Below are 24727 nucleotides of genomic sequence, written 5' to 3'. Positions count from 1 at the left end.
GCAGGAAAAAACAGCCTTTCACTCCATAAGCACGGCGATCAAATAGTCCGAGTTATAAATAAAGAGGTTGAGCCCTACCGACCGAAAACACAAAGGGCGCGGGCATGGCAGGTCGTATCGTTGATGGACGGTTTAACCGTTTCCCAAGCACACCATATTCTAGAACTGCTTGAACCTAATATTCAGGGAAAAGTAGGTCGACCACTGGGCTGGATTGTAGATGCCATCGACAGGGGACTCGTCGAAATACACAAACTATGATCATACCAAAGCCACCTACCCACCTACCCACCTACCCACCTACCCACCTACCCATCTACCCATCTACCCATCTACCATCTACCGGAACAGCCAAGAGCTATAAGGGCAATAGTGTCTTACTTTAGAAAGTAGCGGCCCGCCGAATATGTGGCCCGGGCCTGACCAATGATTACAGGGTTTGCGGCTTTAGGATCGTGGTTGGAGTGTTCAAGCGCCCATTGGATGTGAACTGGCGTTTCAGCATTACTGGTAGGACCAGAAAGTTCAATGCCTAGATGTTGAGCATATGCCCTTCTTTTACCGACTACCTCGCTTTCCGCAATGCCCTCCGCACCAGATGCAGCCACAACGGCAAGCTCGCACAGTCGCCCTGCTCGGCTCGGAGCAAACTGAAGCTGCGCTCGACAATCCTTTACGAGCCAAACAATTGCCCGGCAGAATTTGCATTCGCAGGAATAAATTTGTTGCTTAAAGTCGTTGAGCTTGGGCATAGCTATATGCACACCTAATGAAGCCTAAAGAACACTTTCTGAATTGAGTAGATCCATCGAACAAATAAAGCCAACCGAAATAAGATGCTTATTGGTGATGCCTAAATTCTTGGCATGGATTGCGATAACTTTATGTAATTAACTACCTTCAGAAGTTGTTGAGAAAATCAGTATTACATCACATTATATTTATTCGCGATAAAACTCAGCTCTCATAGTTTTATCGGTCATAAAGCGGGCTATTTCATCAGCTTGCGCTACAAGATCTTCCATTGCATCAAGACCTTGGTACTTGGCACCTTGAGCTAGCAGCCCCTGGAGAGCGGAGGCCGAATACGCAACCATCAGTTCCGCCCTACGGGAATCTTTGCGTAACAGGAGGGCAGACTCCATGTACGTTATCATTTTACGATCCATAGCTGTACGCTCAAGCATTTCAATGAGCTCTTCATAGCTCATAGGTTGCTTGGTGACGGGGTGGATATATTGGGGAGTCTTCATAGTTGGGAGAGTTTTAGATTAATGATCTGCGAAGGAGGTCTGATGCAGCATAGCACATCGGAGGCTATAGAGCCGAGCGCAACACACTTATTCAGTAAAAGTGCGCGAGATCAACCCCTATGCCCTAAGAAATAGCTACAACGCTACCGGTTCGTTAGATGGACGTTTCGCTCTAAGCCAAAACTCTGAGTAAGTCCTAAGTTATGCGATGACTCACCTGGGCCTGGTAGTTAAGGTGTCGCGGTAGCGTGTAAGTTTGTCGCATGCGCTTAATGACTTGCGACATGAAGTGCGATACATGTGGCATATGAGAAAAAGTGATATTAATTCGATATGCTCGGCGGCCTATTCAGGGCAAAGATATGGAGCAGCAGCTGGGCTGCGCGGACGAGTTTGTACCTCCACGTCTGGCCGGAAAGGTCGTTTTCTGCCTCTCGCGACAGGCAGAGAACGGCCAAATAGCGGTCATTTGGATGAGATGCAATTAGATGGGGTTTTCGCCCCATGATCGCAGGTCGGTAGCTATTATCGGATCGCCGGCCGCATTGGATCGCTCGATGTGTAACAAATTATTTGCAACAGGGCGCGGACTTAGACGAGCAACATAGCTTTTTCATTGCAGGCGAAGAATTCAACTCACAAGCCTAGGAAATCTGGGCGCTTAAGGCATAAGCTGAAACGCAACACCCAGCGAAACGACCTACTCTGTTAAATCGTGTATTGCTCTATAGATGCGCATAGGTGTCCATTTCCCCTAACCACCCAGTCGCTTTTTCCACAACACCCCTTTTCCTCGAAAATCTGCCCTTGCCGTCCATCCTCTCAACCTCCCTTCGATTGGCCTGTTACTAAACTCCGTTTCCGTCCCTTACGCCGACCGGCTCATCAATTGGATAGCCGACAGCTGGAGTCCTATGAATCCCCACTTCTTGCCAAGTCTTCTCGACGGCCGGTCATGAGCGTGACCCTTCGAGCACAGCTCTAGTGAATCTCGCGGGAGCCTGTTGCATAGATGTGCATCGCCTGAAAAATCACAAGACACGCCTGGGCGTACCGGAAGGTTCGTGTGGCGCAGATGCTTCCCTGGATTCAATAGCCCTTCGAGCGATCGACTACGTTCACTAAAGGCTTTCGCTCTTTTTCTCTGCGGAGATTCTCGACTATCACTGCCACAGCACCTGATATCTGTACATCGCTCGCGACATGAGGTGTCAATAATATGCGCGGATGTTTCCAGACAGGGCTCCCTTGCGAGGGAGGCTCTTGTACCAATACATCCAACACAGCACCTCCCAGACGGCCTTCATCCAACACTTCAAACAGATGCTGCTCAATCAAGTGGGCACCACGTCCTACGTTAATGAGTCCAGCGCCGCGAGGAAGACAAGCAAGCCTTGCAGCATTGAGTATCCCGTCTGTTTCGGGTGTTAGTGGAAGCATGTTTACCAGGATATCGCATTGCCCTAAGAACTCATCTAGCTGCTCCGGGCCGACGTAACAGATTCCGCCAGGTACGTCCTTCATAGAGCGATTCCAGCCACTGAGCTGAAACCCCAATGACTGAAGGCGATCAAGCGCAGCTCGCCCTAGATTGCCGACCCCCATGACACCAACACGCCGCTGTGAAGCGCGGAAGATGGGTCGAGGATGCCAGCGACCACTGCGCTGATCCTCTTGATAAGCGAGGATGTCTCGATGCAAGGCAAGAACACCAAACAGAACATACTCGGCCATGATGTCCGCCATCGAACTATCTACCAGTCTAATGAGCGACACATGTTCAGGCACGTGAGCCAAATCGAACTGATCAACCCCCGCCCCGGCAGCGTAGATCAGTCGGAGATTGCCAAACTGCTCAGCAAGGTTGGCGAGAGGCTCCCAAGCCAGAATGTAGTGCACCTCGGCCGGGTGCCCGATTTCAGGCCATTGGCGGAACTCTAGTTCAGGAGCGAAAGTTGACAAGCAGTCCTGCCATTTCTTCGCGTCGTCGGGGTCTGCCATGTATAGGAGGCACATTGAAAACTCCTTATTGAAGTTTCGAGCACGAGACGCTCTACGTAGCGCCTCGTCTTTTCCCGCGATTCTCTCGACCAGCACACGATCTTCCAATACGCCATTGCTCTGACAGCGCATCCCGTCACGTTTAATACTTCGCTGAGTTTAGCTCCGCAATGACGACTCAACGATATGTTGAATCAAGCACTTGCGTGCCCAAAAGAGCTATTACACGTTCTCGACTTCTTTCAGATGTGCGTAGCTGTCAACGAATCGCTTAAATTTGTGTTTGCCACAAGTGTATGCTTCATACTTCGCAGGTGTAGACGCACTCACGCAAGTGGGCACTGGTTCAACAACCGCATCGAAATCCAGATCAATAAAGAACGGTATCGAATAACGCTCAAGACCACTCGTATTGATGACGCGATGCATAGTCGAGGTATAGCGATCGTTGGTAAGGGTTTGAACCAAGTCACCAATATTGACAATAAAAGTGCCTTCAACGGGTGGGGCGGTAACCCACTCCCCTGCCCGGTTCCTGACTTGCAAACCGCCCACTGCGTCTTGGGACAGAACAGTCAAAAAACCGTAATCCGTGTGAGCCCCAATACCAATCTCCTCCAGGGAAACCCTTCCGATCTGAGGCGGGTAACGCAAAACCCGCTGAATGGTGATGGGTTTGCGTTGACGATGCTCAAAGTAATCCTGTGGTAAACCCAGGCTCAGCGCGATCCCTCCAATAAGCATTCGTGCGAGCGCCAACACGGCGCCATGATAAGCCTCGGCGACCGCCTCGAATTGCGGAAGTCCGGATGGCATCTGATTAGGACCAAAAAATGGAGAAACCTCATCGTAATGAGCTCCGTAATCAAAGCACTCTTTGAAATCACGGGTATTGGCGGGGTCTACGTTTTCTGCATACATCGGAATATAGCCACGCAGCGTAAGCCCGGAGTTTACGATATTAAGTTTGTTCTTCTCCTCGGGAGCGAGCTTGAAAAAACGTTTGGTAAGCGTGTACATCTCATCTATCAATTGCTGCTCAACGCCGTGGTTTTTTATATAAAAAAAACCCACCTTTTCGCATGCCTCACCGATTTGGCTTGCCACCTGCAGCGGATTTTCACCGTTTAGAAGTGGCGAAATATCGATGACCGGAATTTCAGTGAACGCAGTTTGTTTGCTGGCCAAACGAATATCAAATAACTCTGTCACGTTTCTCTCCTTTCCAAAATGGATGACCGGCGCGGACGAGCCATATCAGTCCTGGTTTGGACGGATGTTAATCCTCGTTTTTTTGTCACGCAAGCAAAATGTACACCTGTGTCTGCGTATGTTGACATAGGTGTACATTTACCCTAATTTCAAATCACCGAACCTGATGAAGCTCAATTTGGAGCGCACCTCGATGTCCAGCGATCCCTTGCTGCAACCTTATAAAATCAAGAACCTGACCCTCAGAAATCGGATCATGACCACCTCCCATGAACCGGCCTACCCTGTGGACGGCATGCCCAAGGATCTCTATCGCGCCTACCACGTGGAGCGCGCAAAGGCTGGTGTCGCCCTGACCATGACCGCCGGTTCCGCTGCCGTATCCCGAGACAGCCCGCCGGTGTTCAACAATGTGCTCGCCTACAAGGACGAAGTAGTCGGATGGTTGAAGGACCTGACCGATGAATGCCACGAGCATGGCGCGGCAGTGATGATCCAGTTGACTCACCTGGGCCGCCGTACCCGCTGGGATAAGGCCGACTGGTTACCCGTGGTGTCACCTTCACACCGCCGCGAGGCTTCACACCGCTCTTTCCCGAAAAAAATGGAAGAGTGGGACATCGAGCGGATCATCAAGGACTATGTCGACGCTGCGGAGCGCATGAAAGCGGCAGGTCTCGATGGCCTGGAGCTTCAGGCTTATGGGCATTTGATGGACCAGTTCTGGTCCCCGTTGACCAATGACCTCGACGGTCCTTATGGCGGCTCGCTGGAAAACCGCATGCGCTTTACCTTCGACATCCTGCGTGGCATCCGCCAGCGGGTCGGTGAAGATTTTCTGCTGGGCGTTCGCTACACCGGCGATGAAGAACTGCCCGGCGGCTTCACTGCCAGAGAGGGCATGCAGGTTTCTCACATGCTTAAGGACAGCGGGCTGGTCGACTTCCTGAACGTCGTGCGCGGTCACATCGATACGGATGCGGGGCTAACTGATGTCATTCCGATTCAGGGTATGCGCAACTCGCCTCATCTCGACTTCGCTGGCGAGATCCGCTCGTCGACAGGTTTCCCGACCTTCCATGCCGCGAAGATTCCCGATGTCGCCACCGCGCGCTACGCGATCGCCTCGGGCAAGGTGGACATGGTGGGTATGACCCGCGCGCACATGACCGATCCGCACATCGTGCGCAAAATCATCGAGAAGCGCGAAGAAGACATTCGCCCTTGCGTGGGTGCCAACTATTGTCTGGATCGCATCTACCAGGGCGGCGCGGCCTACTGCATCCACAACGCGGCGACGGGGCGGGAAACCACCATGCCTCATGACATTCCCAAAGCCGCCGTCAAGCGCAAGGTGCTGGTGGTCGGTACCGGCCCTGCCGGGCTGGAAGCGGCGCGGGTCGCGGGTGAGCGCGGCCATGATGTTACGGTGCTTGAGGCGGCTGACCAACCTGGCGGACAGATTCGTCTGACTGCATTGAGCGAGCGTCGTCGCGAGATGATCAGCATCATTGATTGGCGCATGGCGCAATGCGAACGGTTGGGGGTGAAGTTTCACTTCAACACCTGGGCCGAAGCCGACACTGTGCAAGCCTTCGAGCCTGACGTGGTCATCATTGCGACCGGCGGCCTCCCTGATACCGAGGTGCTCCGCGAAGGCAACGAACTCGTGGTTTCAACCTGGGACATCATTTCCGGCGACATCAAGCCCGGTCGCAACGTATTGATCTTCGACGATGCGGGGGATCATGCTGCCCTGCAGGCTGCAGAGGTCATCGCGCAAAGCGGTGCGACCGTGGAGATCGTCACCCCTGACCGCTCGTTTGCACCTGAAGTCATGGCCATGAACCTGGTGCCCTACATGCGCAGCCTGCAGGACCTGGACGTCACCTTCACCGTGACCTACCGGGTCGATACAGTGGAAAAACGTGACGACGGGCTCGTTGCAACCTTTGGCAGCGATTACGGACAGGTTCACAAGCAGCGCGTGGTAGATCAGGTGGTCGTCAACCACGGCACCCTTCCGCTGGACGACTTGTACTTCGACCTGCGTCCTCTCTCCACCAATGGCGGCGCAGTAGAACAGCATGACCTGATCGCCGGCACGGCACAGAACATCGTCACCAATCCCGAAGGACGCTTCCAGCTGTTCCGGATCGGCGACGCAGTGTCTGCTCGCAATACCCATGCAGCCATCTACGACGCGCTGCGCCTGGTGAAAGAAATCTGAATCAGCACCCGCCCTTTCCAACTGGTGACCGGGCGGGTCGTCGTTCAAGGCCGAATAGTCGCAACCGACTGACGTCTACTGCAGTGAAGGCCCTTCAGCAGGCCTTCACTGCGTATCCCCTGCCCTGGCTACATTCCCCGCCGCGCAACCTCAGCGCCTGCCTTCACTGCCTGCCCCACAATGGACTCGATGTTTTGATCGGCCATCGACTGCAGCGCTGCTGCCGTCACGCCACGGTAAGCCATCAACGACTCAATCATTTGCTGCGGATCGCGACTGGCAAGAATCTGGCCGCCCCCCACCACCACGCCTTGTGCAGCGCGCTGCGCGATGGCAAGGGGAATCCCCGCAGCCACCGCCTGATTAGTCAGCACCATTTGCAACATTGCCGGGAAGGCCGGCCCAGTCCCGGACAACGCGCTGAGGTAATCAATACAGTCTTCATCAGGCACTTCGTCCGCTGAACCTACGCACTCGAACAGTCGCTGCACCCACTTGCGGTCGCGCTCTGGAAGGTTTTCGACACTGTACCAAGGCGTGAACGACTGCCTGATTTCCACGGCGGCATTCGGCATGGCCCGCACCACGACATCCGCACCGGTGGCCGCGCTGATGGCTGCCGCCGGAACGCCGGCCATCAGGGAAATTACCATCTTGCCGCTGGCGTTGATCTGCACTTCACGAAACTGCTCCGGCCGGATGGACAGCACGACAATATCGCTGAGGTCCACCAACTGCTGGTTGTCGGCCAGCAGCCTCACGCCTGGCTCGAAAGTACTGACGCCGGAACGGTTCGAGATCAACAAACGGTCAGGCTTGACGAAACCGCTTTCAAGGAGCGCCTCGGCGATTGCACGCCCGAGCCAGCCGGTGCCCCCGATGATGCCCAGCGTTCTATTCTCCATCGGCAGTGGACTCCTCGAATGTTTCGACCAAGGGAACGAAAACGCCGGGCTCTTTTTCTGCGTAGCCGAACTTTCCATAAAAGCGGTCCAGTTCGCGCCGCTTCGGTACTTTGCCGGTGAACACGCTCACGTACTGAGGAATCCGTCGAAATCGAACGACGATATCTTCATTGGTTTTCATGGAGATGTAGCCGATTTGTGTGAGGTAGATAGTCCTGGCCCGAACGTCAGCCCCCTCGCCGTCGTAGCCAAACCGCCGGAACATCGCCGCCAAGGCATTCATGCGTGCCTCATCGGCCAAGGCGATTTCAGCAGTGACCTCGTCCGATTGCAGCGCCCAACTGCGCACGGCAAATTCGAATTGCGAGTCGAAAATCTCAGGGTTCACCCAGCACTCGAAGACGTTGAGAATCGCTTCGGAAATACTTTCTGCATAACTCTCACATTGGCTGACCATACCGCCGGTATTCTTGTCCCGCCATCGAGCCAGGAGTGCCGCGAGCAATTGCTCCCGATCTTCATAGAACCAATAGAAGCTGGTACGAGACAAATTCAAGCGTTTGGCCAGCGGCATCACCCGTACAGCATCCACACCCGACTCTTTAAGAGCATCGTAGGCGGCGTCTAGCCAACCATCGACAGAGCCTCGCCAGCCTGCGTCCTGCGCTTTGGTTTTCGCCCTTCCTGTCTGTGACATTCGGGTTGCACCTTTCTTTGAAAATTCTTCATCACTGTACACCTCAGGACCTGTGGCGTACACGGCATGTACAGCTGCGTACATTTTCGAGACGCTAAATCGCCAAATCAATTGAGCACGCCATCAATGACCCGATTCAAGCGCTGCTGGAGTTCAACTCAGCGATATACCGCTACGGGTTCACCGATGGTGGCACCAATACCAGTTTTCCCGCATAACGTTTTTCCATGCAACTGTCCGCGATTTATTATTAGCCAGCGGAGTTGCCAAGGGCATGCGTGCTGTGCGCGCAACCAAAAAGTTTTTTACCAATGGGTATTTATTATTATTTCATTGGGTGCTCACTCTGCGCATAAAACGACCTAGGTGTTATCAGCAAAAATATTGAGGCTGGCAAACTGCAACTTGTAGCTTTCTACATATTGGAAATTAGCAACTGATACCCCCCAGCCCATAATGGTATTTTAGCTCGACAAATGATGACTCCAGGTCATGACGGCAGGCGTCCCGTTGGATCGCGCACTATGACAATGATCGTTGCTCTTACAGAGAATGGGTTGACAGCCAACCAGGATTCACCCCACGTCGACCTGCCTGTGCACGACTTCAAAAGCTGGATTCAGAATATTTTGATAACGCCACGTTATCTTTGGCCCAGTAAAAAAGTTGCTAGACGCTGCGGTCCATTGAAATTAAATAATGGCTGCGCCAAAGAACTATCAGGTAGGTTGACCTATGAAATTCAATAATAAAGTGGTGGTCATTACCGGCGCTGCAGGCGGTGTCGGGCAGGCGTTAGCGTTATTGTTCGCCCGAGAAGGCGCAAAGCTTGTTTTGTCTGATCTTGATGAAGCCGGTTGCAAATCAATTTCCGCAAAAGTCCGTGAACTGGGCGCCGAAGTGCACTACGTGGCAGGCGATTTACGCCGTAAAGAATATTGCGAAGCGATTGTCCAGAGTGCCGTCGATGTTTTTTCGGGGATCGACGTCGTATTGAACAATGCGGGCATCATTCCCCGCGGCACGATTGAGGAAACCACTGATGACATGTGGTTTGACGCCATGGGCGTAAACCTGAATGCAGTGTTCTTCATCTGCCGTGCAGCGATACCGCACATGAAAAATCGCCCCGGTGCCGCAATCGTCAACACATCATCTGTATGGGGCATCTATCCAGGCCCCGCTCATGTGGCGTATTGCACAAGCAAAGGGGCTGTCGCGGCTTTAACCAAGAATCTGGGCCGCGATTGCGCCCCCTTGGGCATCCGCGTCAATGCCGTATGCCCGCACGAAATCAACACCCCGATGATACGCAGCGGCTTTGAGCGTCGCGGCCTGGATCCGGACAAAGCCGTGCAAGAACTGAACAAGAGCGTGCCATTAGGCCGTATCGCCGAGCCTGAAGACATTGCGGATGTCATCGCATTTCTGGCGTCCGACGAGGCCAGGTACATTGCCGGCGAAACGGTAGAAGTCACAGGCGCCAAGCCGGTGTCCGGCTAAGGAGAGGTAGCGATGCTCAAAGGTAAAAATGTAGTGGTGACCGGGGGCGGCAGAGGGATTGGCCGAGGCATCACCGAACAATTGCTTGAGTCGGGAGCTTGCGTGTTGATCGCTCAGCGCCAGGCACTTGACGACGACTTGCGAGATCACCCCCGAGTCTATTTCGTCGAGGCTGATCTCGCCTCGATGGAGTCACCCGGTTTGATTGCACAGTTCGCCAAAGAGCAGCTTGGCGGAATCGATGTATTGGTTAACAACGCCGGGTTCATGTTCGAGAAAACCATTGATGAAATGACCGAGCATGACTGGGATCGAATGATGGCTGTCAATCTGCGGGCGCCAGCGTTCTTGTGCAAGGCGTTGGTGCCTCAGATGCGTCAGCGAGGCGGTGGCAGCATCATCAACATCGGGTCGATCGAAGGGATAGGCGCCAACCCTGAACATGCTGCGTACTGTGCCTCCAAGGCCGGCATCCATGGGCTGACCCGAGCCTTGGCAGTCGATCTCGGCCGGGACGGCATCCGTTGTAATGCCATTGCACCAGGGTGGATCAATTCCGATTTGAGTGATGCATACCTCTGCGCTCAAGCTGATCCGCATGCGGCGCGCCAGGCACTCCTGCGCCTTCACCCGGTCGGGCGTACCGGATTGCCGGCGGATGTTGGCGGGACAGTTGTTTTCCTGGCCTCCGAATCATCGGCCTTCATCACCGGGCAAGTGCTGGTGGTGGATGGGGGGCGCACGGCGAAACTGCCACTGCCGTTTTGATCGACGCGGCCTTGACTGCTACGGAGCAAATCAGTCTCCTACCTCCGCTGCAAGTCGCGCCCTGCCGGACTCTGACCCGCTGCAAAATGTTGCGGCGGGCACGCATTGATTACTTGGGTGCTTTGTTCTCTATCAGGCAATTACCACCATCGTTGACCAGCAACTCGCCGGTGATGTAACTGGACTCAGGTGAGACCAGGAACGTAACGGCAGCCGCCACTTCTTCAGGACGGCCAGCCCGGCAGAAATCACCTGAGCCAATCAGCGTGGTACTGCATGATCACGCCTTCGCTTTGATCGCATATAGCCCACCGACAATCACCAACGCTGCGCCGACAACCACCCAGGTATCCGGGTGCTCGCCGAAAACGATTACGCCGATGAAAGTGGCGAACACCAGAAGCGCATAATTGAAAGGCTGAAGGGTGGATGCGGTCGCGTATTTCAGTGCTTGAATGAGCAGAATCTGAGCGACCACTCCCGTCAATGACAGGATCCCCATCAAGAGCCCTTGGGCGGGAGTCGGAGTAACCCATGCGGGTAGCCCCGCAAATGTGACCGTCAGGGCTCCCACAGTTGCCATAAAGAGCATGTTTGTAGCAAAGGAGTCGTGCTGGCTGATCCGGCGCGTCAGTACGTTGAACACCGCGAACGCCAAAGCAGCCAGTAGGGGGATCAGCGCCGCGAGTTCAAAGACGCCCGCGCCTGGCCGCAGGATGATCAGTGTGCCGGTGAACCCCATGGCCGCAGCAATCCAGCGCCGCAGACCTATGAACTCCCCAAGCACGGCCCCCGCCAAGACCAGTGCCATCAGCGGAAAAACGGCATAGAGCGCGTGCATTTCGGCCAGGCCCAAATATCGTAGCCCCACCGCAAACATCAGTGTTTCACCCACGGCCAGCAACGCTCGAATGATTTGCAGCCAAGGGCGCTTACTCCGAAACGATTCCTTTACCCGCCCCTGATAGGCGGCATATCCGACGGCAAAAGCGACAAACACCCAATAACGCACCATGACCAGTTGGGCAACCGGGAAGTCTTTGACAAGCACCTTGGTTATGCCGTCCTGGCTGGCGAAAATCAGCATTGAAAGCAGGCAGAGGAAAATCCCGAGTTGGGGACTCGCGACCCCTGGATTACCGGCAATGGTGGGCGTAGTTAAATGCGCAGTTTTTTTTGTTCGGTCGCTCTTCAATCGCACCTCGGTCATGCCCTCCTCCATAAACACAAGCGCCATCCGCTTTTCTATTTCACCAGCCGCATTTCTTTGGATGGCCGGTAACCAAAATACGAGCTGTAGCATTTGCTGAAATGGCTCGGCGAAACAAAGCCGCATGCGACCAGCACATCAACCTGAGACAGCTCTGTATGCTGGAGCAACCTCCGTGCTTCAGTAATGCGTAATTCCAGGTAATACCGTTGCGGTGTGGTACCCAGTTGTTCTTTGAACAAGCGCTCTATTTGTCGACGGGAACGCCCGGCATAAACCGCAAGTTGGTCCATTTGCAGCGGCTCTTCAAGGTTAGCGTCCATCAGCTTGACCACCTCTTTGAGGGGGGCGCTCAACGAGATGTTCTGCGTAGGTTTGATACGCCGATAGCGCGACTCTTCGAAAGAAAGAATGTCTTCGATGCCTTCGACGAGCGCCTTACCGTGCAGCCCCTTGATCCACTCCAGGGCCATGTGAAAAGCACCCACCGGACTTGAAGCCGTCAGCCGGTCCCGATCCATGACATATGCTTCACTGGTGACATGAGTGACTTTGGAGATCTCTGCGAGCGCGGGTCGGTGCTCGGGATGAATCGCACAACGATATCCTTCAAGCAGGCCTGACACGCCCAAAAACCACGCCCCATTCCACAGCCCGGCCAGTGTGATACCCAGTTCTGATGCCGTTTTGAGGACGCTGATCAGCTCGTGATTGACTTTGAGTTCGGTGCGGTAGCCGCCGCATATGACCAGCAAATTAAGGTCTTTGAGTGCTGTGACGTCCAAACGCGCATCCGGTCGAATGACCAGGCCGAGGTCGCTGGTGACCTCTCCGTTCTGCAACCCGAAGGTTCGCGATGAGAACAACGTGGGACGCAAGAGGTTGGCAGTGACAATCGTATCCAGAGCTTGCGTAAACGCAGGCAACGAAAAGTTTTCGAGCAGTAAAAAACCTGCCCGGGCATGAGCCGTCGGCTCACTCCGAGTTTCTTCCAGATAGCGCAGGTTTTTACCTTTCATACACCCGCTGAAATCTCGTCGTTCGATCACTTCACGCCTCGCTTCTTTACACTGACGAACGCAGCCATTGTTCAAACCACGGTTGAACTGCGCATCCGAAGAATCAACCGCTGGCGCCGTGACCAAACTCTTATGCGTGCTGGAACCCGTGGGCTCGAGGGTCTTTGTCATCAGCGAAAATGGTGTTGTGACCTATCACTTCATCCCAGCCGCTACCACCTGGTTTCATGCCGTCAAAGGTTGACGACTTTTACCGATGCCTCACCCTTTGCTTCGTAGATCGTGCCTAACCTTCTCGCCCGGCCCAAAACTCATGCCATCGAATAACCGAACTGACGCCCAGTTTCGTTATTATCTTGGGCGGTAGCTTGCTGGGGCCTGCTGCGTGATTGAAGCTATCGAGAAACTCCGAACGCGTACCCGATGCCAACTCCGCAGCCATCATACCTGCCAGGGTGCTTTTCACAGTACCCAGTCCGTTTTCGCAGCAAGCTGAGTACAGGTTTTCTTCGATCTCGCCAAATGCAGCGGCGCTGTTACGACTCAGACACAGACGGCCGGCCCAACTGAATTCCAACGCAATGGATTTCAATTCGGGAAAGCGGGCGTCCAAGGAATGTCGCTGTTCTTTGGCCACCGCAGCTACCCGCTCTGGAGTAACCTGGATACTTGGGTCATAGGTGAACTTTGTCCGGATGACGATACGCGAGAGACCGTCTGAAGAGATCTTGCGAACGGTCGCGCCCATTGGATCCGCTGGCAGCAACGCCCATCTGGCTTTGCCCGGCACCTCTTTCCTGAATGCATCATCACTGTAAGCTGCCGTCATTGAGGCGTAAGTGAAGACGTGCAAAAGGCGTCCTTGATAATGGCCAAAGTCTTCGATGTGCCCGTTAACCCCCAAAATGACCTTGGGTGCGTGCACAGTCCCGTTATGAGATCGAGCGCTCCAACCGCTTCCCTGCTTGGTCAATTCAACAATCGGAGAGCGTTCGAACAGCGTGATTTTCCCTTCGAGCCCTGCTGCAAGGTCCCTGATGTATTGCGCGGGTTGAATCAACACTGCACCGGGGGTGTAGATCCCACCGTGGTAATAGGTGGACCCAGTGATTTCGCGCATTTGCGCGGCATCAAACATCTCGAATTTCTCGCCAATGCGTTCAAGGGATTGAGCGTAATTGACGTTCAACTTCAATCCCCGCTCAGTGGCGGCCGCGTTGATCTTTCCGGAAGGGTCGAACGTATCGGCAGACATGCCGTACTCCCGTGCAGCTTCAGCGGCAAAAGCAATCGCAAAACGATTTTGCGTGATTTCCAGCGCCGTTGCAGACTCACTCGCCACGGAGTATTCCCCAGACGACAGACTGTGCGGCACATCGATCATGAAACCAGAGTTTCTGCCCGCCGGCCCCTTGGCGACTTCATGAGCATCGACCACAACAATGCTGTCACCCGGGTGCAGCTGTGAAAGTCTGCGAGCGGCGGACAGGCCGGCAAAACCGGCCCCGATAATCAGCCAGTCCGCCTTCACGTTTCCATCAAGCATGCGGACAGGCGCAGTGCGTGCGGAAATCGCCTCCCAACCCGAAACCCCGGTGTCTACCGGCAGGCGCTTGATGGTATGGGTGCTCATTTTTTGGTCTCTTCATCCGACCGATCAGACACATCGATCCAGATTGTTTTGATTTCGGTGTACTGGTCATGGGCAAAAATGGATTTGTCCCGACCGCCGAAGCCCGACTCCTTATAGCCACCGAATGGTGTCGAGGCGTCGCCCTCACCAAAGCAGTTCACGGTGACGATGCCCGCGCGAATTTCCCGCGACAACTTGATTGCCCGCCGCAAGCTGCCGGTATAAACAGAGGCCGCCAGGCCGTAGACCGTGTCATTGGCCAGCGCAATGGCTTCGCAGATGGTGTTGAAGGTGGTGACCGAGAGAATCGGGCCGAAGATCTCTTCCTGGAACAGCCGGTTGTCTCGGCCAACACCGTCAATTACCGTTGGCTCCACAAAGGCACCGTCTTTAGTTGCGCCACCGTAAACAACTTCAAGATTTCCGCTGGCGGCGTGTTCAAGGTACGACTTCACTTTTGCGAAATGCTCTGGGCTAACCAGCGACCCTACGCGGTTCTGCGGATCGAGTGGGTCACCCATCTTCCATTCGCGGATATAGGCGCCCATACGCTCCAGCAACTCGTCTTTAACAGACGCATGGACGATCAGACGTGAAGTCGCGGAGCAGTTTTCGCCCATGTTCCAGAACGCGCCGTTGACGACATGCTGAGCGACCAGATCCAGGTCTTGGGCATCGTCCATCACCACGGCCGGATTTTTCCCGCCGCACTCCAGAACGATGCGTTTCAGGTTCGAATCGGCGGCGTAATGCAGGAAACGGCGACCGGTCGCGGTGGACCCGGTGAAGCTCACCATATCGATATCGTTATGCAAACCAATGGGCTCACCGACCTCTTTGCCCGTGCCGGTCACAATGTTGAGTACACCTGCAGGTATTCCGGCTTCAAAAGCCAACTGAGCGACACGTAACGTTGTCAGCGAAGTTTGCTCGGCGGGTTTGACGATGACCGAGCAGCCCGCAGCAAGCGCCGGGCCGATTTTCCAGGCCAGCATCAGCAGCGGGAAGTTCCACGGCAAAACACAGCCCACCACGCCGATCGGCTCCCGGACCACCATAGTCAGTGCGTCGCTGCCCACCGGGGCAGTGTTGTCATAAATCTTGTCAATCAGTTCTGCGTGCCAGCGGATCGTGTGGATGGTGTCCGGGATGTCGACCAACTGACATTCACTGACCGGTTTGCCGCTATCGAGACTTTCGAGGACCGCCAGTTCGTATTGATGGCTTTCAAGCAGGTTTGCAAACTTCAACAGAACCGCTTTGCGCTCCCGAGGAGAAATAGATCTCCAGCGTCCATCCTCGAAGGCCTCTTTGGCGTTACGCACCGCAAAGTCGACATCCTCGGACGCACAGGCAGCGACATCTGTCAAAAACTCACCCGTTGCCGGGTTGTTCGTGGCGAAGGTATCGCCCGAGATCGCGGATTTAAACGCGCCATTGATGAACGCCTTGGATGGCAACGAAATGTCTTTGGCTAGAGCGGCATATTCGGCCTTGCTCAGAAGATCACCCATGGCTGGCTCCCGAAGAAATGTTGGCTACGTTACGTTTGAGTTCGGCAATGACCGACGCGAAACTCTGCTTTTCGTCCGCTTCAAGTGGCTGCAATGGCAGGCGCACGTTACCGACTTTCAATCCGGCAACTTCGCAGCCGTACTTGATCGACTGCACGAACTTGCCACCGTCCAGGGCATTCATCAGCGGCATCATTGCCGACATGATTTGACGGCCTTTGTCGAAGTTCTTTTCGATCACGCAGGCTTCATAAAGCGCAACGTGCTCCTTGGGCAGGAAGTTGGAACCTGCGCACACCCAGCTGCGGGCGCCCCAGGCAAAAAATTCGAGGGCCTGGTCGTCCCATCCGCAGGACAAGGCAATGTTGGGGAACTGCCGGGCCAGCATATGCACCTGGCCCATGTCGCCGGAACTTTCCTTGATGGCGACGACGTTTTTCGATTGGCTGACGCGCGTGAAATACTCTTCATCCATCGAAACGCACATGCGTCCCGGATAGTTGTAAAGCATGATCGGCAAATCCGCTGCGCGATCGATAGTTAGCGCGTGAATCGCGTTTTCCTGTGAGGTTGGCAGCGCATAAGGTGGGGACGTGACGAGAATGGCGTCCGCTTTGATCGCTTTGGCATCCTTGGCGTACTGAACCGCATCTTCGGTACGAATCGCTCCGGTACTGACGATCAGTTGCACCCGAGTGCCGATCACGTCTTTGGCGTAGGCCGCCAACTCAGTGCGCTCTTCGGCGGTCTGCGCATAATACTCGCCGGTCGACCCGCCGATAATAATGCCGTGCACCTTCGCCTCAATCAGCGACTCCAAAACTTCCGAGTACACTTTCCAGTCAATATCTCCATCAGAATTATAAGGAGTTACTGCTGGCGTATAGATACCTTCAAATTTCAAGATAAATGCTCCGAATGCGAGTTAGGCGGAAGATCAACGAGCGCGTCAGCGTTGATGCCTTGAACACAATAACAATCCCCATGCTTTCACGGGACTGTTGCCAATGCTCAAACACGAGATCGCCAGAGGTTGTTTTACTGACTAAGTACCGTTAGCTGTTGAATCCAGACTGGCATGGGGCAACAGAGTGGTCAATAGCGTGTCTTCCTCGCGCAGACGTCTTTAAAGCGATATAGCGCACAGAATCAAAAATATTTTATCCTTTAATATCAGCTGGTTGCGAATATCAACTTAAAGCCATGCTATCGATCGATAACATTTGTTTATGCATTGATAAGCGTAAAAGTTTCTTGTTGGGGTGTGATTGCAGACGTAGTCTTTACAACATCGATATTTTACCGGCGAAATGGCGCTATCCACTTTCGAGATTGATGCAAACAATGGTCTTTTGTCGTCCCTTTGGTATTTTGGAGTGTGTTGACCGTGAGCACTAAATCGGCAGTTTCAAATCTTATCGCGCAGCGCAAGCCTGACCACGCGCTGCCAGGTGCCCTTTATAGCGATCCAGACGTTTACAGGCAGGATCTGGAACAGATCTGGCACAAAAGCTGGATCTTCGCAGGGCACACATTTGAGCTGGAGAAGTCGGGTCAGTACCTGTCGTTGCAAATCGGCGATTACCCCGTAGCTATCGTGCGCGGCGCAGACAAGCAGATTCGGGCCTTCCACAACGCCTGCCGACATCGCGGTTCCAAGGTGTGCCCGGAAGCCAGCGGCAAGGTCGCCAAGCTGGTGTGCCCTTACCACAAATGGACATTCGAGCTGGATGGCCGCCTGCTGTTCGCCGGGAACATGGCGGAGGATTTCGACAAGTCTCAGCATGGGTTGAAACCCGTGCATTGTGAGGTCGTTGAAACCTACATCTATGTGTGCGTCGCGGATGTTGCCCCGGACTTTTCGTCGTTCAGAAAATCCGTCACCCCTTTCGTTGCGCCTCATAACCTGGACGACTGCAAAGTCGCGTTTGAGTCGAACATCATCGAGAAAGGCAACTGGAAACTGGTTTTCGAGAACAACCGCGAGTGTTACCACTGCGATTTTACTCACCCGGAATTGATGCACTCATTCGTCGACAACCCATCAGTGGGCGGCGCCGGCGGCGATGAAGATCTCGAACTCAAAGAGCACTGGGATCGCTGCGAAGCTGCAGGCTTGCCTAGCCGATTGGTCATGGATGATGAAGGTCGTTTCCGAATGACGCGCATCCCCCTGTTTTCCGGGGCCGTCAGCTACACCATGGATGGCAAGCCTGCGGTCGCTGGCCGGTTGGACACAACCGGTGAAGCCAACATCGGTGCCCTGCTTTATTTCAACTACCCATCAACCTGGAACCACTTTCTGGGCGATCACGCGCTGAGCTTCCGCGTCCTGCCCCTTGGTCCGGGCGAGACAATGGTCACTACAAAATGGCTCGTCAAGAAGGACGCGCAGGAAGGTGTCGACTACGACATCGATCGCCTGACCAAGGTATGGCTTGCAACCAATGACCAGGATCGCACCTTGGTTGAAGGCGCACAGGTCGGCGTCAGCTCTCCTGCTTACGAGCCGGGCCCATTGTCGGTGGCCAGCGAAATTGGTGTGTGCCAGTTTGATGACTGGTACTGCAAAACGATGCTTGAGCAGCTCAATGACACGATCCCGTTAAGATCTGTCGGCTAAGTGCAAAACTGTCGGTGGTGAGAGCCACGAATGATCACCACCGGCATTCCCAAACTTCTCCCCTCCTCGCCCCCCGAGTCACTGCTCAGTCAGTACTCCCATCGTCAAAACAGCTCAGGAAAACTGGGCGAGAATCCAGTCGCGTAGCCGGCAACAGGCTTCGTCATTGATCCGGTCTTCTCGAAATGTCAGATAGTGCTGACTTTCATGGAGAACTACTTCTTCTTCGATCGGCCGAATCAGCGTGCCGTTTTCGATCAGATTTGCAACCAGGTGATTCCATCCGAGGGCTACGCCCTGATGGGTCAACACCATGCTGATTACCAGGTTGTAGTCGTTCGCGTTAAAAACGTGAGGGCTGTCGTGGGGGCGTTTATCGATATCAACATCGTGATAAGCCAACCAAACGCCCCAGTCAACGTGCTCCGCTACCTGGGATCTGCCATAGGGGCTGAGGTTTAGCAAAACCCCGTCGCGTAATCCTTCCAGGCTGGACAGCTCAGGGTGCTCCTCTTTGTAACGAGGCGTGCACACCGGGTAGATGACGTCATGAAACAACGGATAACTGCGGTAGCCATCCTGAACCCTGGCCATTTTTGTGATGAAGATGTCCGGAGTTACACCCGGCTCCATCGACAAGAAGTTTTGAGTGGTTACCAGGTTGAGGTCGATGTCTGCGTTCTTGGTAAAAAAACCTGGCAGCTTCGCTGCGAGCCAGAGGGCTGAAAACGCGGGAGAACAGCAAAGCGTCAACGTGCGCTTGCCTGCATTGTTGGTGCGAATACGCTCCGCCGCCTGGGAAATGTTGACGAAAGATATCTGTGCCGCATCAAAAAAGATGGATCCGGCTTCCGTCAACTCGACTGCTCGCCCCACCCTCTTGAAGAGATCCACACCAAGGTACGCCTCAAGCTCCCGAATCTGACGGCTGATTGCCGCTTGAGTAACGCACAGCGCTTCAGCCGCACGCGTAAAGCTCTGATATTTGGCGGCGGCTACGAATGACTTCACTGCTTTCAGAGACGGCATTTTCAGTAGCGTCATGTCTGGATCGATGTGCTTAACCATAACCTAGAGTATTGAATATCCGGTTCGGGGCCCTTTGGAGGGCCGTTAGGGACGAGGTCGGCGAGAGGGGTTCCACCTAGAGCCTTGGCTGGAGCGTAGCTGAAACAGAGGGTCTAAGACAGGGCCAGCGGCAGTCGCCTTCGCAACCAGCACTGTTGCAGTCGCAAATTGATACGTTCAATTGATTGATAACATGACGTTATTGATAGGCTGGAAGAAATGTTGTTAGACGCTGACTCTATAAGGTAATAACTTGGGTCCCAAGCCACTGATTAATTCAGCGCCGACAAAACAACAATAATAAACATCACATAATAAAGAGGATGGTCACAATGACTAACTCCCCACCTTTTTCCCAGCTTGACTGCCCCTATAAGCACCGTCTTAACTGACTAAGATACGTATATATAAATTCTTGATCTTACGTCGTATTTGCAGCAGGAGGGGTTATGAGTCTTGGTGACGAGATACTCTCGGTAAAAAATATTTACAAAGTCTTCGGCGCACAGCCGAAGCTCGCGATGGAGATGCTGGCTCGCGGTGCTGATAAGAATGAAATTTTCAGCAAAACAGGTCAAGTCGTTGGCGTTTTTGATGCCAGTTTCTCCGTAAAACGTGGAGAGATTTTCGTCATCATGGGGCTTTCCGGTTCCGGGAAGTCGACAATGGTCCGGTTGTTCAATCGACTGATCGAGCCAACCTCCGGAACGATCCATCTAAACGGCCAGGAAATTACAGGTCTGTCGGACGCTGATCTCCTCAGCGTTCGTCGCAAAGACATGAGCATGGTATTTCAGTCGTTTGCCCTGATGCCCCACATGAGTGTGATCGACAACGTTGCTTTCGGCCTGGAAATCTCGGGTGTAGAGGAAAGTGAACGACATAAACGCGCACTCGAGGCACTCAAACAGGTGGGGCTCGAGGGCCACGCCTATAGCTATCCGCACCAACTGTCCGGCGGTATGCAACAGCGGGTAGGCCTGGCCCGAGCGCTGGCCAACGACCCCGCCATCCTGCTGATGGACGAAGCCTTCTCGGCACTTGACCCGTTGATTCGCCACGAAATGCAGGGCGAACTGATCCGCCTGCAGGCAGAACAACATCGGACCATCATCTTCATCTCCCATGACATTGACGAAGCGATTCGCATCGGCCATCGCATTGCGATCATGGAAGGCGGCCGGGTAGTACAGATCGGTACACCACAAGAGCTGCTGTGCAACCCCGCGAACGATTACGTCAGGGCTTTCTTCAAAGGATTTGATGCCTCGAAGATCCTCAAGGCTGGTGATGTTGCCAAAATTTGCGCAGAGCACCCGTACGCCATGGATCAATCCACTCCTACGCTGCGCGACGATGTACTGCTGCAGGACGTCTTTCACATCGTTGCGGATGCAGTTAATCCGGTTGCCGTCCTGGATCGCCAGGGTGTGTTCAAAGGCACGATCTCCAAGAGCCTACTGCTCCAGACAATGAGCCGACACTAATAGTCTCTATTTGCTGGCTTGCCAGGCTCGGACATTCAGGTGATGACATGAACGAATTCAGTTTTCTAGACCCGTTTCAATCCATCAACGTCCCTTTGGGCCAATGGGTAGAAGTTTCCCTGAATTATATGGTTCAGAATTTCCGCGAGGTATTCCGCTCGATAAGATGGCCAATCGACCAGGTACTTAATGGTATTCAGTACGGACTACTGGCCATTCCTCCGTCAATATTCATTATTATCGCCACACTCTTTGGTTGGCAGGTAGGCGGAAAAAGAATAGGTATTCTTTGCTTTGTAACTCTTACGCTACTAGGCGTGATCGGCGTATGGAATGACGCCATGATCACCCTCGCCTTGGTGCTCACTTCACTGTTTTTCTGCGCGGTTATTGGCATACCGCTGGGTGTCTTGTGTGCCCGTAGTGACCGACTGGAGATGCTTCTGCGTCCGGTACTCGACGCCATGCAAACGCTGCCCGCATTTGTTTACCTGGTACCCGTCGTGATGCTGTTCGGTATCGGCAACGTACCGGGTGTACTGGTCACGATCATCTTTTCGGTAGCCCCACTCGTCAGGCTCACTAATTTGGGAATTCGCCAGGTACCGGAAGATAAGGTTGAGGCCGCCAGGGCTTTTGGATGCACTCCACGCCAGATGCTGAGGCGAGTTCAACTTCCTTTAGCTGCACCGACGATCATGGCGGGTTTGAATCAGGCATTAATGTTGTCGCTTTCCATGGTGGTGATCGCATCAATGATTTCGGTTGGCGGGTTGGGGATGATGGTACTTCGCGGGATTGGCCGCCTTGATATGGGCTTGGCAACCGTCGGTGGATTGGGGCTGGTACTGCTGGCGATTTTCCTCGACCGCCTGACCCAAGCGATGGGCGAGCGCAGTAACAGAGCAACCAAAGGTGAGCACTGGTACCAGACCGGCCCGGCGGGTGTCATTTATCGCCTGAAGAGAAAAAACACTGTTACGAAAATAGAAGTCAGTCCCAAAGAAAGCTAACTCCGCTAAGCGGCGCGTCGTGAACCAAAAGAAATGCCAACTTAGTAATCCAGCCAAGGTAAACGATAATGAACTTCACAACAGTCGGAATAAAACAGAAATTCATTCATTCTGTGGCGCTTTTAGTACTAGCTGTTTCACCTGTTTTCGCATCGGCCGCCACGGCGCAGGAGCCAGGAAAAGGGGTATCAATCACCCCTATTTTCCCATCAATCGCAGAAGAGCGATTCCGCGGAGAGATTGCAATGGCGGGTCTCAAGGAATTGGGCTACGACGTTGAGACGCCCAAGGAAACTGAGTACTCCACCATGATGGTGGCGATTTCCAATGGTGACGCTGATTTCTCGGTACATCTGTGGGAGGAACTGCACAAATCTTTCTACCAGAAGGCCGGCGGTGATGAGACGATGGTCAAAACCGGCGACGTTATGCCGGGTGTTTTGCAGGGCTATATGATCGATAAGAAAACGGCTGATGAGTATCACATCACCAATATCGATGATTTGAAAAAGCCAGAGATTGCCAAGCTGTTCGATAGTAATGGTGACGGTAAAGCTGACCTCACAGGATGCAACCCCGGTTGGGGCTGTGAGCTGATCATTGCCCACCATATGAAAGCCTATGGCCTGGAAAAAACCGTCACAAATAACCAGGGCTCCTACTTTGCTTTGATGGCTGACACTATCGCTCGTTATAAACAAGGCAAACCGATTCTCTATTACACCTGGGTGCCTCAGTGGATCTCCGGTGTTCTGGTCGAAGGCAAAGATGTTGTGTGGCTAACCGTGCCGCGTACGGATCTTCCAGGCGGCAAAAACGATGTCAACACTACCTTCAATGGCAAAAACCTTGGTTTCGCGGTAGACAGTGTCAAAGCGGTAATCAACAAAGAGTTCGCCGAGAAAAATCCGGCTGCCGTGAAATTCCTGTCTGAAATGCAGATCACTACCGACGATGAAAGCGCGCAAAATCTCAAAATGCACAACGGTGAAAAAAGTGCAGCTGACATTACTCGTCACGCCAAAGAGTGGATCGCAGCCCATCGCGCGAAATACGACAGCTGGCTGGCAGATGCACGAGCCGCGGCAAATACCGCCACCGCAAAGAATTAGTCCCTTCTTATAAAGCTGCGTAAAAGGTTGCCCTTCACCGGGCAACTTTTTTATCCGTTTCGGCGTTCATCACTTGGGAATATTGAAATGCAGTTGTATTCATTCGTCCAGAGTTTCAGTTACAAGGACGCGCCCCTGCATACACGCGAGCTGGTTCAAACTTGCCTGCTCGACATCATTGGTGTGGCCGCCGGTGCTCGCGACAATCAAACCAGCGGGATGCTCAAAACCTACGCTGACACCCACTACTCTGCCAACAAGCTGTCCAGCCGCCTTTGGTTCGACGGCAGAGCCGTACATCCATTGGGCGCCGCGTATGCAGGCGGTTTCTGCGTAGATAGCCTGGATGCACATGAAGGTCACTTCACCTCCAAGGGGCATGCGGGTGCGACGGTAGTCCCGGCCATTGTTGCATTGGTAGACGCGTATCGCGGTCAGGGCAAAGACATCAGCGGCGAAGAGTTCCTCAGCGCACTGTGCATCGGTTACGAGACCGCCTTGCGGGCGGGCCAGGCATTGATGGCCACGGCTCCGGAATATCATGCGTCAGGTGCCTTTTCCGGGATCGGGGTCGTTTGCGCTGGCGCCCGTTTGCTGAAGCTTGATGAAACGACGTTCCGTCATGCACTGGGTATCGCGGAATACTTTGGCCCCAGGTGCCCGATGATGCGCCTGGTAAATTTTCCGACGATGTTGCGTGATGCCCACGGTGCCGGGGCGTATGCCGGACTGAACGCACTACTCATGGCACAGCTCGGTGTCACCGGCGCTCCAGCCGCCACTGTTGAACCTTTGGAGATTTCCACTTTCTGGCAGGACATCGGAGCCCGCTGGGAGATCGACGAGCAGTATTTCAAACCCTGGCCGGTATGTCGCTGGGCGCAACCGGCACTCACAGCCATGACCGATTTGATGCGAGCACATCCAGCCGTCACTGCTGAGGTGATCGAGGCCATAGATGTCGAAACATTCCATGAGTCCGTGTGCTTGCAGGGGCATTTTCCGAAGAATGCGGACGAGGCCCAATATGCGCTAGCGTTCCCGCTGGCTGCCTTGATCGTTCGCGGCAAGCTGGGGCCTAAAGAGGTCACCGGGGCTTCCATTCATGCGCCGGACATCTTGAACATCAGCGGGAAGATAACCCTTCATGAGGCGCCTGACCTGTCTGCCAGGTTCCCGGAGGAAATTCTGTCCCGCGTCACGGTTACCCTGAAAGACGGCACGCGTCTTACGAGCCCGACCGCGACGGCCAAGGGCGACCCCGGCAACCCTATGTCGAGCGACGAATTCGCTGCTAAATACCATTTACTGGCTGATGACAGTTTGGGTACCACACTCAGTAATGCCATCAAGAACAGTGTTGAAGCATTGCCCGGTAGTGATGACTGCCAATCATTCTTTGATTTGTTGTTGTCCGCTCCAAAAACCGCTGTTTAGATTCCGCAACGGTTTCTTAGCTATTCGTTCAGGTGTCAAAGA

20 protein-coding genes and 1 pseudogene are annotated in these 24727 nt (G+C 53.9%); 8 read left to right on the top strand and 13 right to left on the bottom strand.

Annotation, left to right across the window (positions count from 1 at the left end):
- Positions 1-377: 377 nt before the first annotated feature.
- The 4 genes from KW839_RS00500 to KW839_RS00485 all read right to left on the bottom strand — a co-directional run bounded on the left by KW839_RS00500 (position 378) and on the right by KW839_RS00485 (position 4466).
- Positions 378-752 carry a hypothetical protein gene (locus KW839_RS00500; protein ID WP_218423039.1) on the bottom strand — a complete coding sequence of 125 codons (375 nt, stop codon included), beginning with the start codon at positions 750-752 and terminating at the stop codon, positions 378-380.
- Positions 753-941: 189 nt separating this feature from the next.
- Positions 942-1211 (bottom strand): hypothetical protein, encoded by a 270-nt coding sequence (locus KW839_RS00495; protein ID WP_218423038.1) that lies wholly within the window; start codon positions 1209-1211, stop codon positions 942-944.
- Positions 1212-2342: 1131 nt separating this feature from the next.
- Entirely contained in the window at positions 2343-3254 is a 912-nt protein-coding gene (locus KW839_RS00490; RefSeq protein WP_256352439.1) for a glyoxylate/hydroxypyruvate reductase A, read from the bottom strand.
- Between the two features lie 222 nt (positions 3255-3476).
- Positions 3477-4466: a 2-oxoglutarate and iron-dependent oxygenase domain-containing protein gene (locus KW839_RS00485; RefSeq protein ID WP_218423036.1), complete on the bottom strand. Its 990-nt coding sequence runs from the start codon at positions 4464-4466 to the stop codon at positions 3477-3479.
- 193 nt (positions 4467-4659) lie between these two features.
- Between KW839_RS00485 and KW839_RS00480 the strand changes: the two genes are divergently transcribed.
- Positions 4660-6696 (top strand): NADH:flavin oxidoreductase, encoded by a 2037-nt coding sequence (locus KW839_RS00480; protein WP_218423390.1) that lies wholly within the window; start codon positions 4660-4662, stop codon positions 6694-6696.
- 128 nt (positions 6697-6824) lie between these two features.
- On the opposite strand, the gene KW839_RS00475 is transcribed toward KW839_RS00480, so the two are convergent.
- Together KW839_RS00475 and KW839_RS00470 are read right to left on the bottom strand one after the other, a co-directional pair.
- On the bottom strand, positions 6825-7601 hold the full coding sequence (locus KW839_RS00475) for a pyrroline-5-carboxylate reductase (protein WP_218423035.1): 777 nt from the start codon (positions 7599-7601) through the stop codon (positions 6825-6827).
- On the bottom strand, positions 7591-8298 hold the full coding sequence (locus KW839_RS00470) for a TetR/AcrR family transcriptional regulator (RefSeq protein ID WP_218423034.1): 708 nt from the start codon (positions 8296-8298) through the stop codon (positions 7591-7593). The genes KW839_RS00475 and KW839_RS00470 overlap by 11 nt, the downstream gene beginning before the upstream one ends.
- A gap of 735 nt (positions 8299-9033) precedes the next feature.
- Between KW839_RS00470 and KW839_RS00465 the strand changes: the two genes are divergently transcribed.
- Positions 9034-9801, top strand: coding sequence for an SDR family NAD(P)-dependent oxidoreductase (locus tag KW839_RS00465; protein WP_218423033.1), 768 nt, complete (start codon positions 9034-9036; stop codon positions 9799-9801).
- A 12-nt stretch (positions 9802-9813) separates the two neighbouring features.
- Entirely contained in the window at positions 9814-10569 is a 756-nt protein-coding gene (locus tag KW839_RS00460; RefSeq protein WP_218423032.1) for an SDR family NAD(P)-dependent oxidoreductase, read from the top strand.
- 109 nt (positions 10570-10678) lie between these two features.
- Here KW839_RS00460 and KW839_RS00455 read toward each other — a convergent pair.
- The 6 genes and pseudogenes from KW839_RS00455 to KW839_RS00430 all read right to left on the bottom strand — a co-directional run.
- Positions 10679-10810 (bottom strand): annotated as a pseudogene (locus tag KW839_RS00455) (SDR family oxidoreductase); the annotation flags it as partial.
- A 39-nt stretch (positions 10811-10849) separates the two neighbouring features.
- Entirely contained in the window at positions 10850-11779 is a 930-nt protein-coding gene (locus KW839_RS00450) for a DMT family transporter (RefSeq protein ID WP_218423031.1), read from the bottom strand.
- Between the two features lie 35 nt (positions 11780-11814).
- On the bottom strand, positions 11815-12828 hold the full coding sequence (locus tag KW839_RS00445; RefSeq protein WP_218423389.1) for a GlxA family transcriptional regulator: 1014 nt from the start codon (positions 12826-12828) through the stop codon (positions 11815-11817).
- 256 nt (positions 12829-13084) lie between these two features.
- Positions 13085-14431 (bottom strand): FAD-binding oxidoreductase, encoded by a 1347-nt coding sequence (locus tag KW839_RS00440; RefSeq protein WP_218423030.1) that lies wholly within the window; start codon positions 14429-14431, stop codon positions 13085-13087.
- A complete protein-coding gene (locus KW839_RS00435) occupies positions 14428-15945 on the bottom strand; it encodes an aldehyde dehydrogenase (protein WP_218423029.1) in 1518 nt (505 codons plus the stop codon). Before KW839_RS00435 ends, KW839_RS00440 begins: the two co-directional genes overlap by 4 nt.
- Positions 15938-16849, bottom strand: a complete 912-nt coding sequence (locus KW839_RS00430; RefSeq protein ID WP_218423028.1) for a dihydrodipicolinate synthase family protein — start codon at positions 16847-16849, stop codon at positions 15938-15940. The genes KW839_RS00435 and KW839_RS00430 overlap by 8 nt, the downstream gene beginning before the upstream one ends.
- A 483-nt stretch (positions 16850-17332) precedes the next feature.
- Here KW839_RS00430 and KW839_RS00425 point away from each other — a divergent pair, with 483 nt between their 5' ends.
- A complete protein-coding gene (locus KW839_RS00425) occupies positions 17333-18568 on the top strand; it encodes an aromatic ring-hydroxylating dioxygenase subunit alpha (RefSeq protein WP_218423027.1) in 1236 nt (411 codons plus the stop codon).
- A gap of 114 nt (positions 18569-18682) precedes the next feature.
- Here KW839_RS00425 and KW839_RS00420 read toward each other — a convergent pair whose 3' ends face one another.
- Positions 18683-19636, bottom strand: a complete 954-nt coding sequence (locus KW839_RS00420; protein WP_218423026.1) for a LysR family transcriptional regulator — start codon at positions 19634-19636, stop codon at positions 18683-18685.
- A gap of 449 nt (positions 19637-20085) precedes the next feature.
- Here KW839_RS00420 and KW839_RS00415 point away from each other — a divergent pair, with 449 nt between their 5' ends.
- From KW839_RS00415 to KW839_RS00400, 4 genes are all read left to right on the top strand, one after another.
- Positions 20086-21123, top strand: a complete 1038-nt coding sequence (locus tag KW839_RS00415) for a glycine betaine/L-proline ABC transporter ATP-binding protein (RefSeq protein WP_056741622.1) — start codon at positions 20086-20088, stop codon at positions 21121-21123.
- Positions 21124-21131: 8 nt separating this feature from the next.
- Entirely contained in the window at positions 21132-22136 is a 1005-nt protein-coding gene (proW, locus tag KW839_RS00410) for a glycine betaine/L-proline ABC transporter permease ProW (RefSeq protein WP_263596769.1), read from the top strand.
- Positions 22137-22204: 68 nt separating this feature from the next.
- Positions 22205-23248: a glycine betaine/L-proline ABC transporter substrate-binding protein ProX gene (gene proX / locus KW839_RS00405; RefSeq protein ID WP_218423025.1), complete on the top strand. Its 1044-nt coding sequence runs from the start codon at positions 22205-22207 to the stop codon at positions 23246-23248.
- 87 nt (positions 23249-23335) lie between these two features.
- Positions 23336-24685, top strand: coding sequence for an MmgE/PrpD family protein (locus KW839_RS00400; protein ID WP_218423024.1), 1350 nt, complete (start codon positions 23336-23338; stop codon positions 24683-24685).
- The last annotated feature ends 42 nt before the right edge of the window (positions 24686-24727 follow it).

The sequence above is a fragment of the Pseudomonas sp. PDM31 genome, from assembly GCF_019218965.1.
In the GTDB taxonomy this organism is placed as follows: Bacteria; Pseudomonadota; Gammaproteobacteria; order Pseudomonadales; family Pseudomonadaceae; genus Aquipseudomonas.
This window is presented reverse-complemented; position numbering and strand designations above follow the sequence as displayed.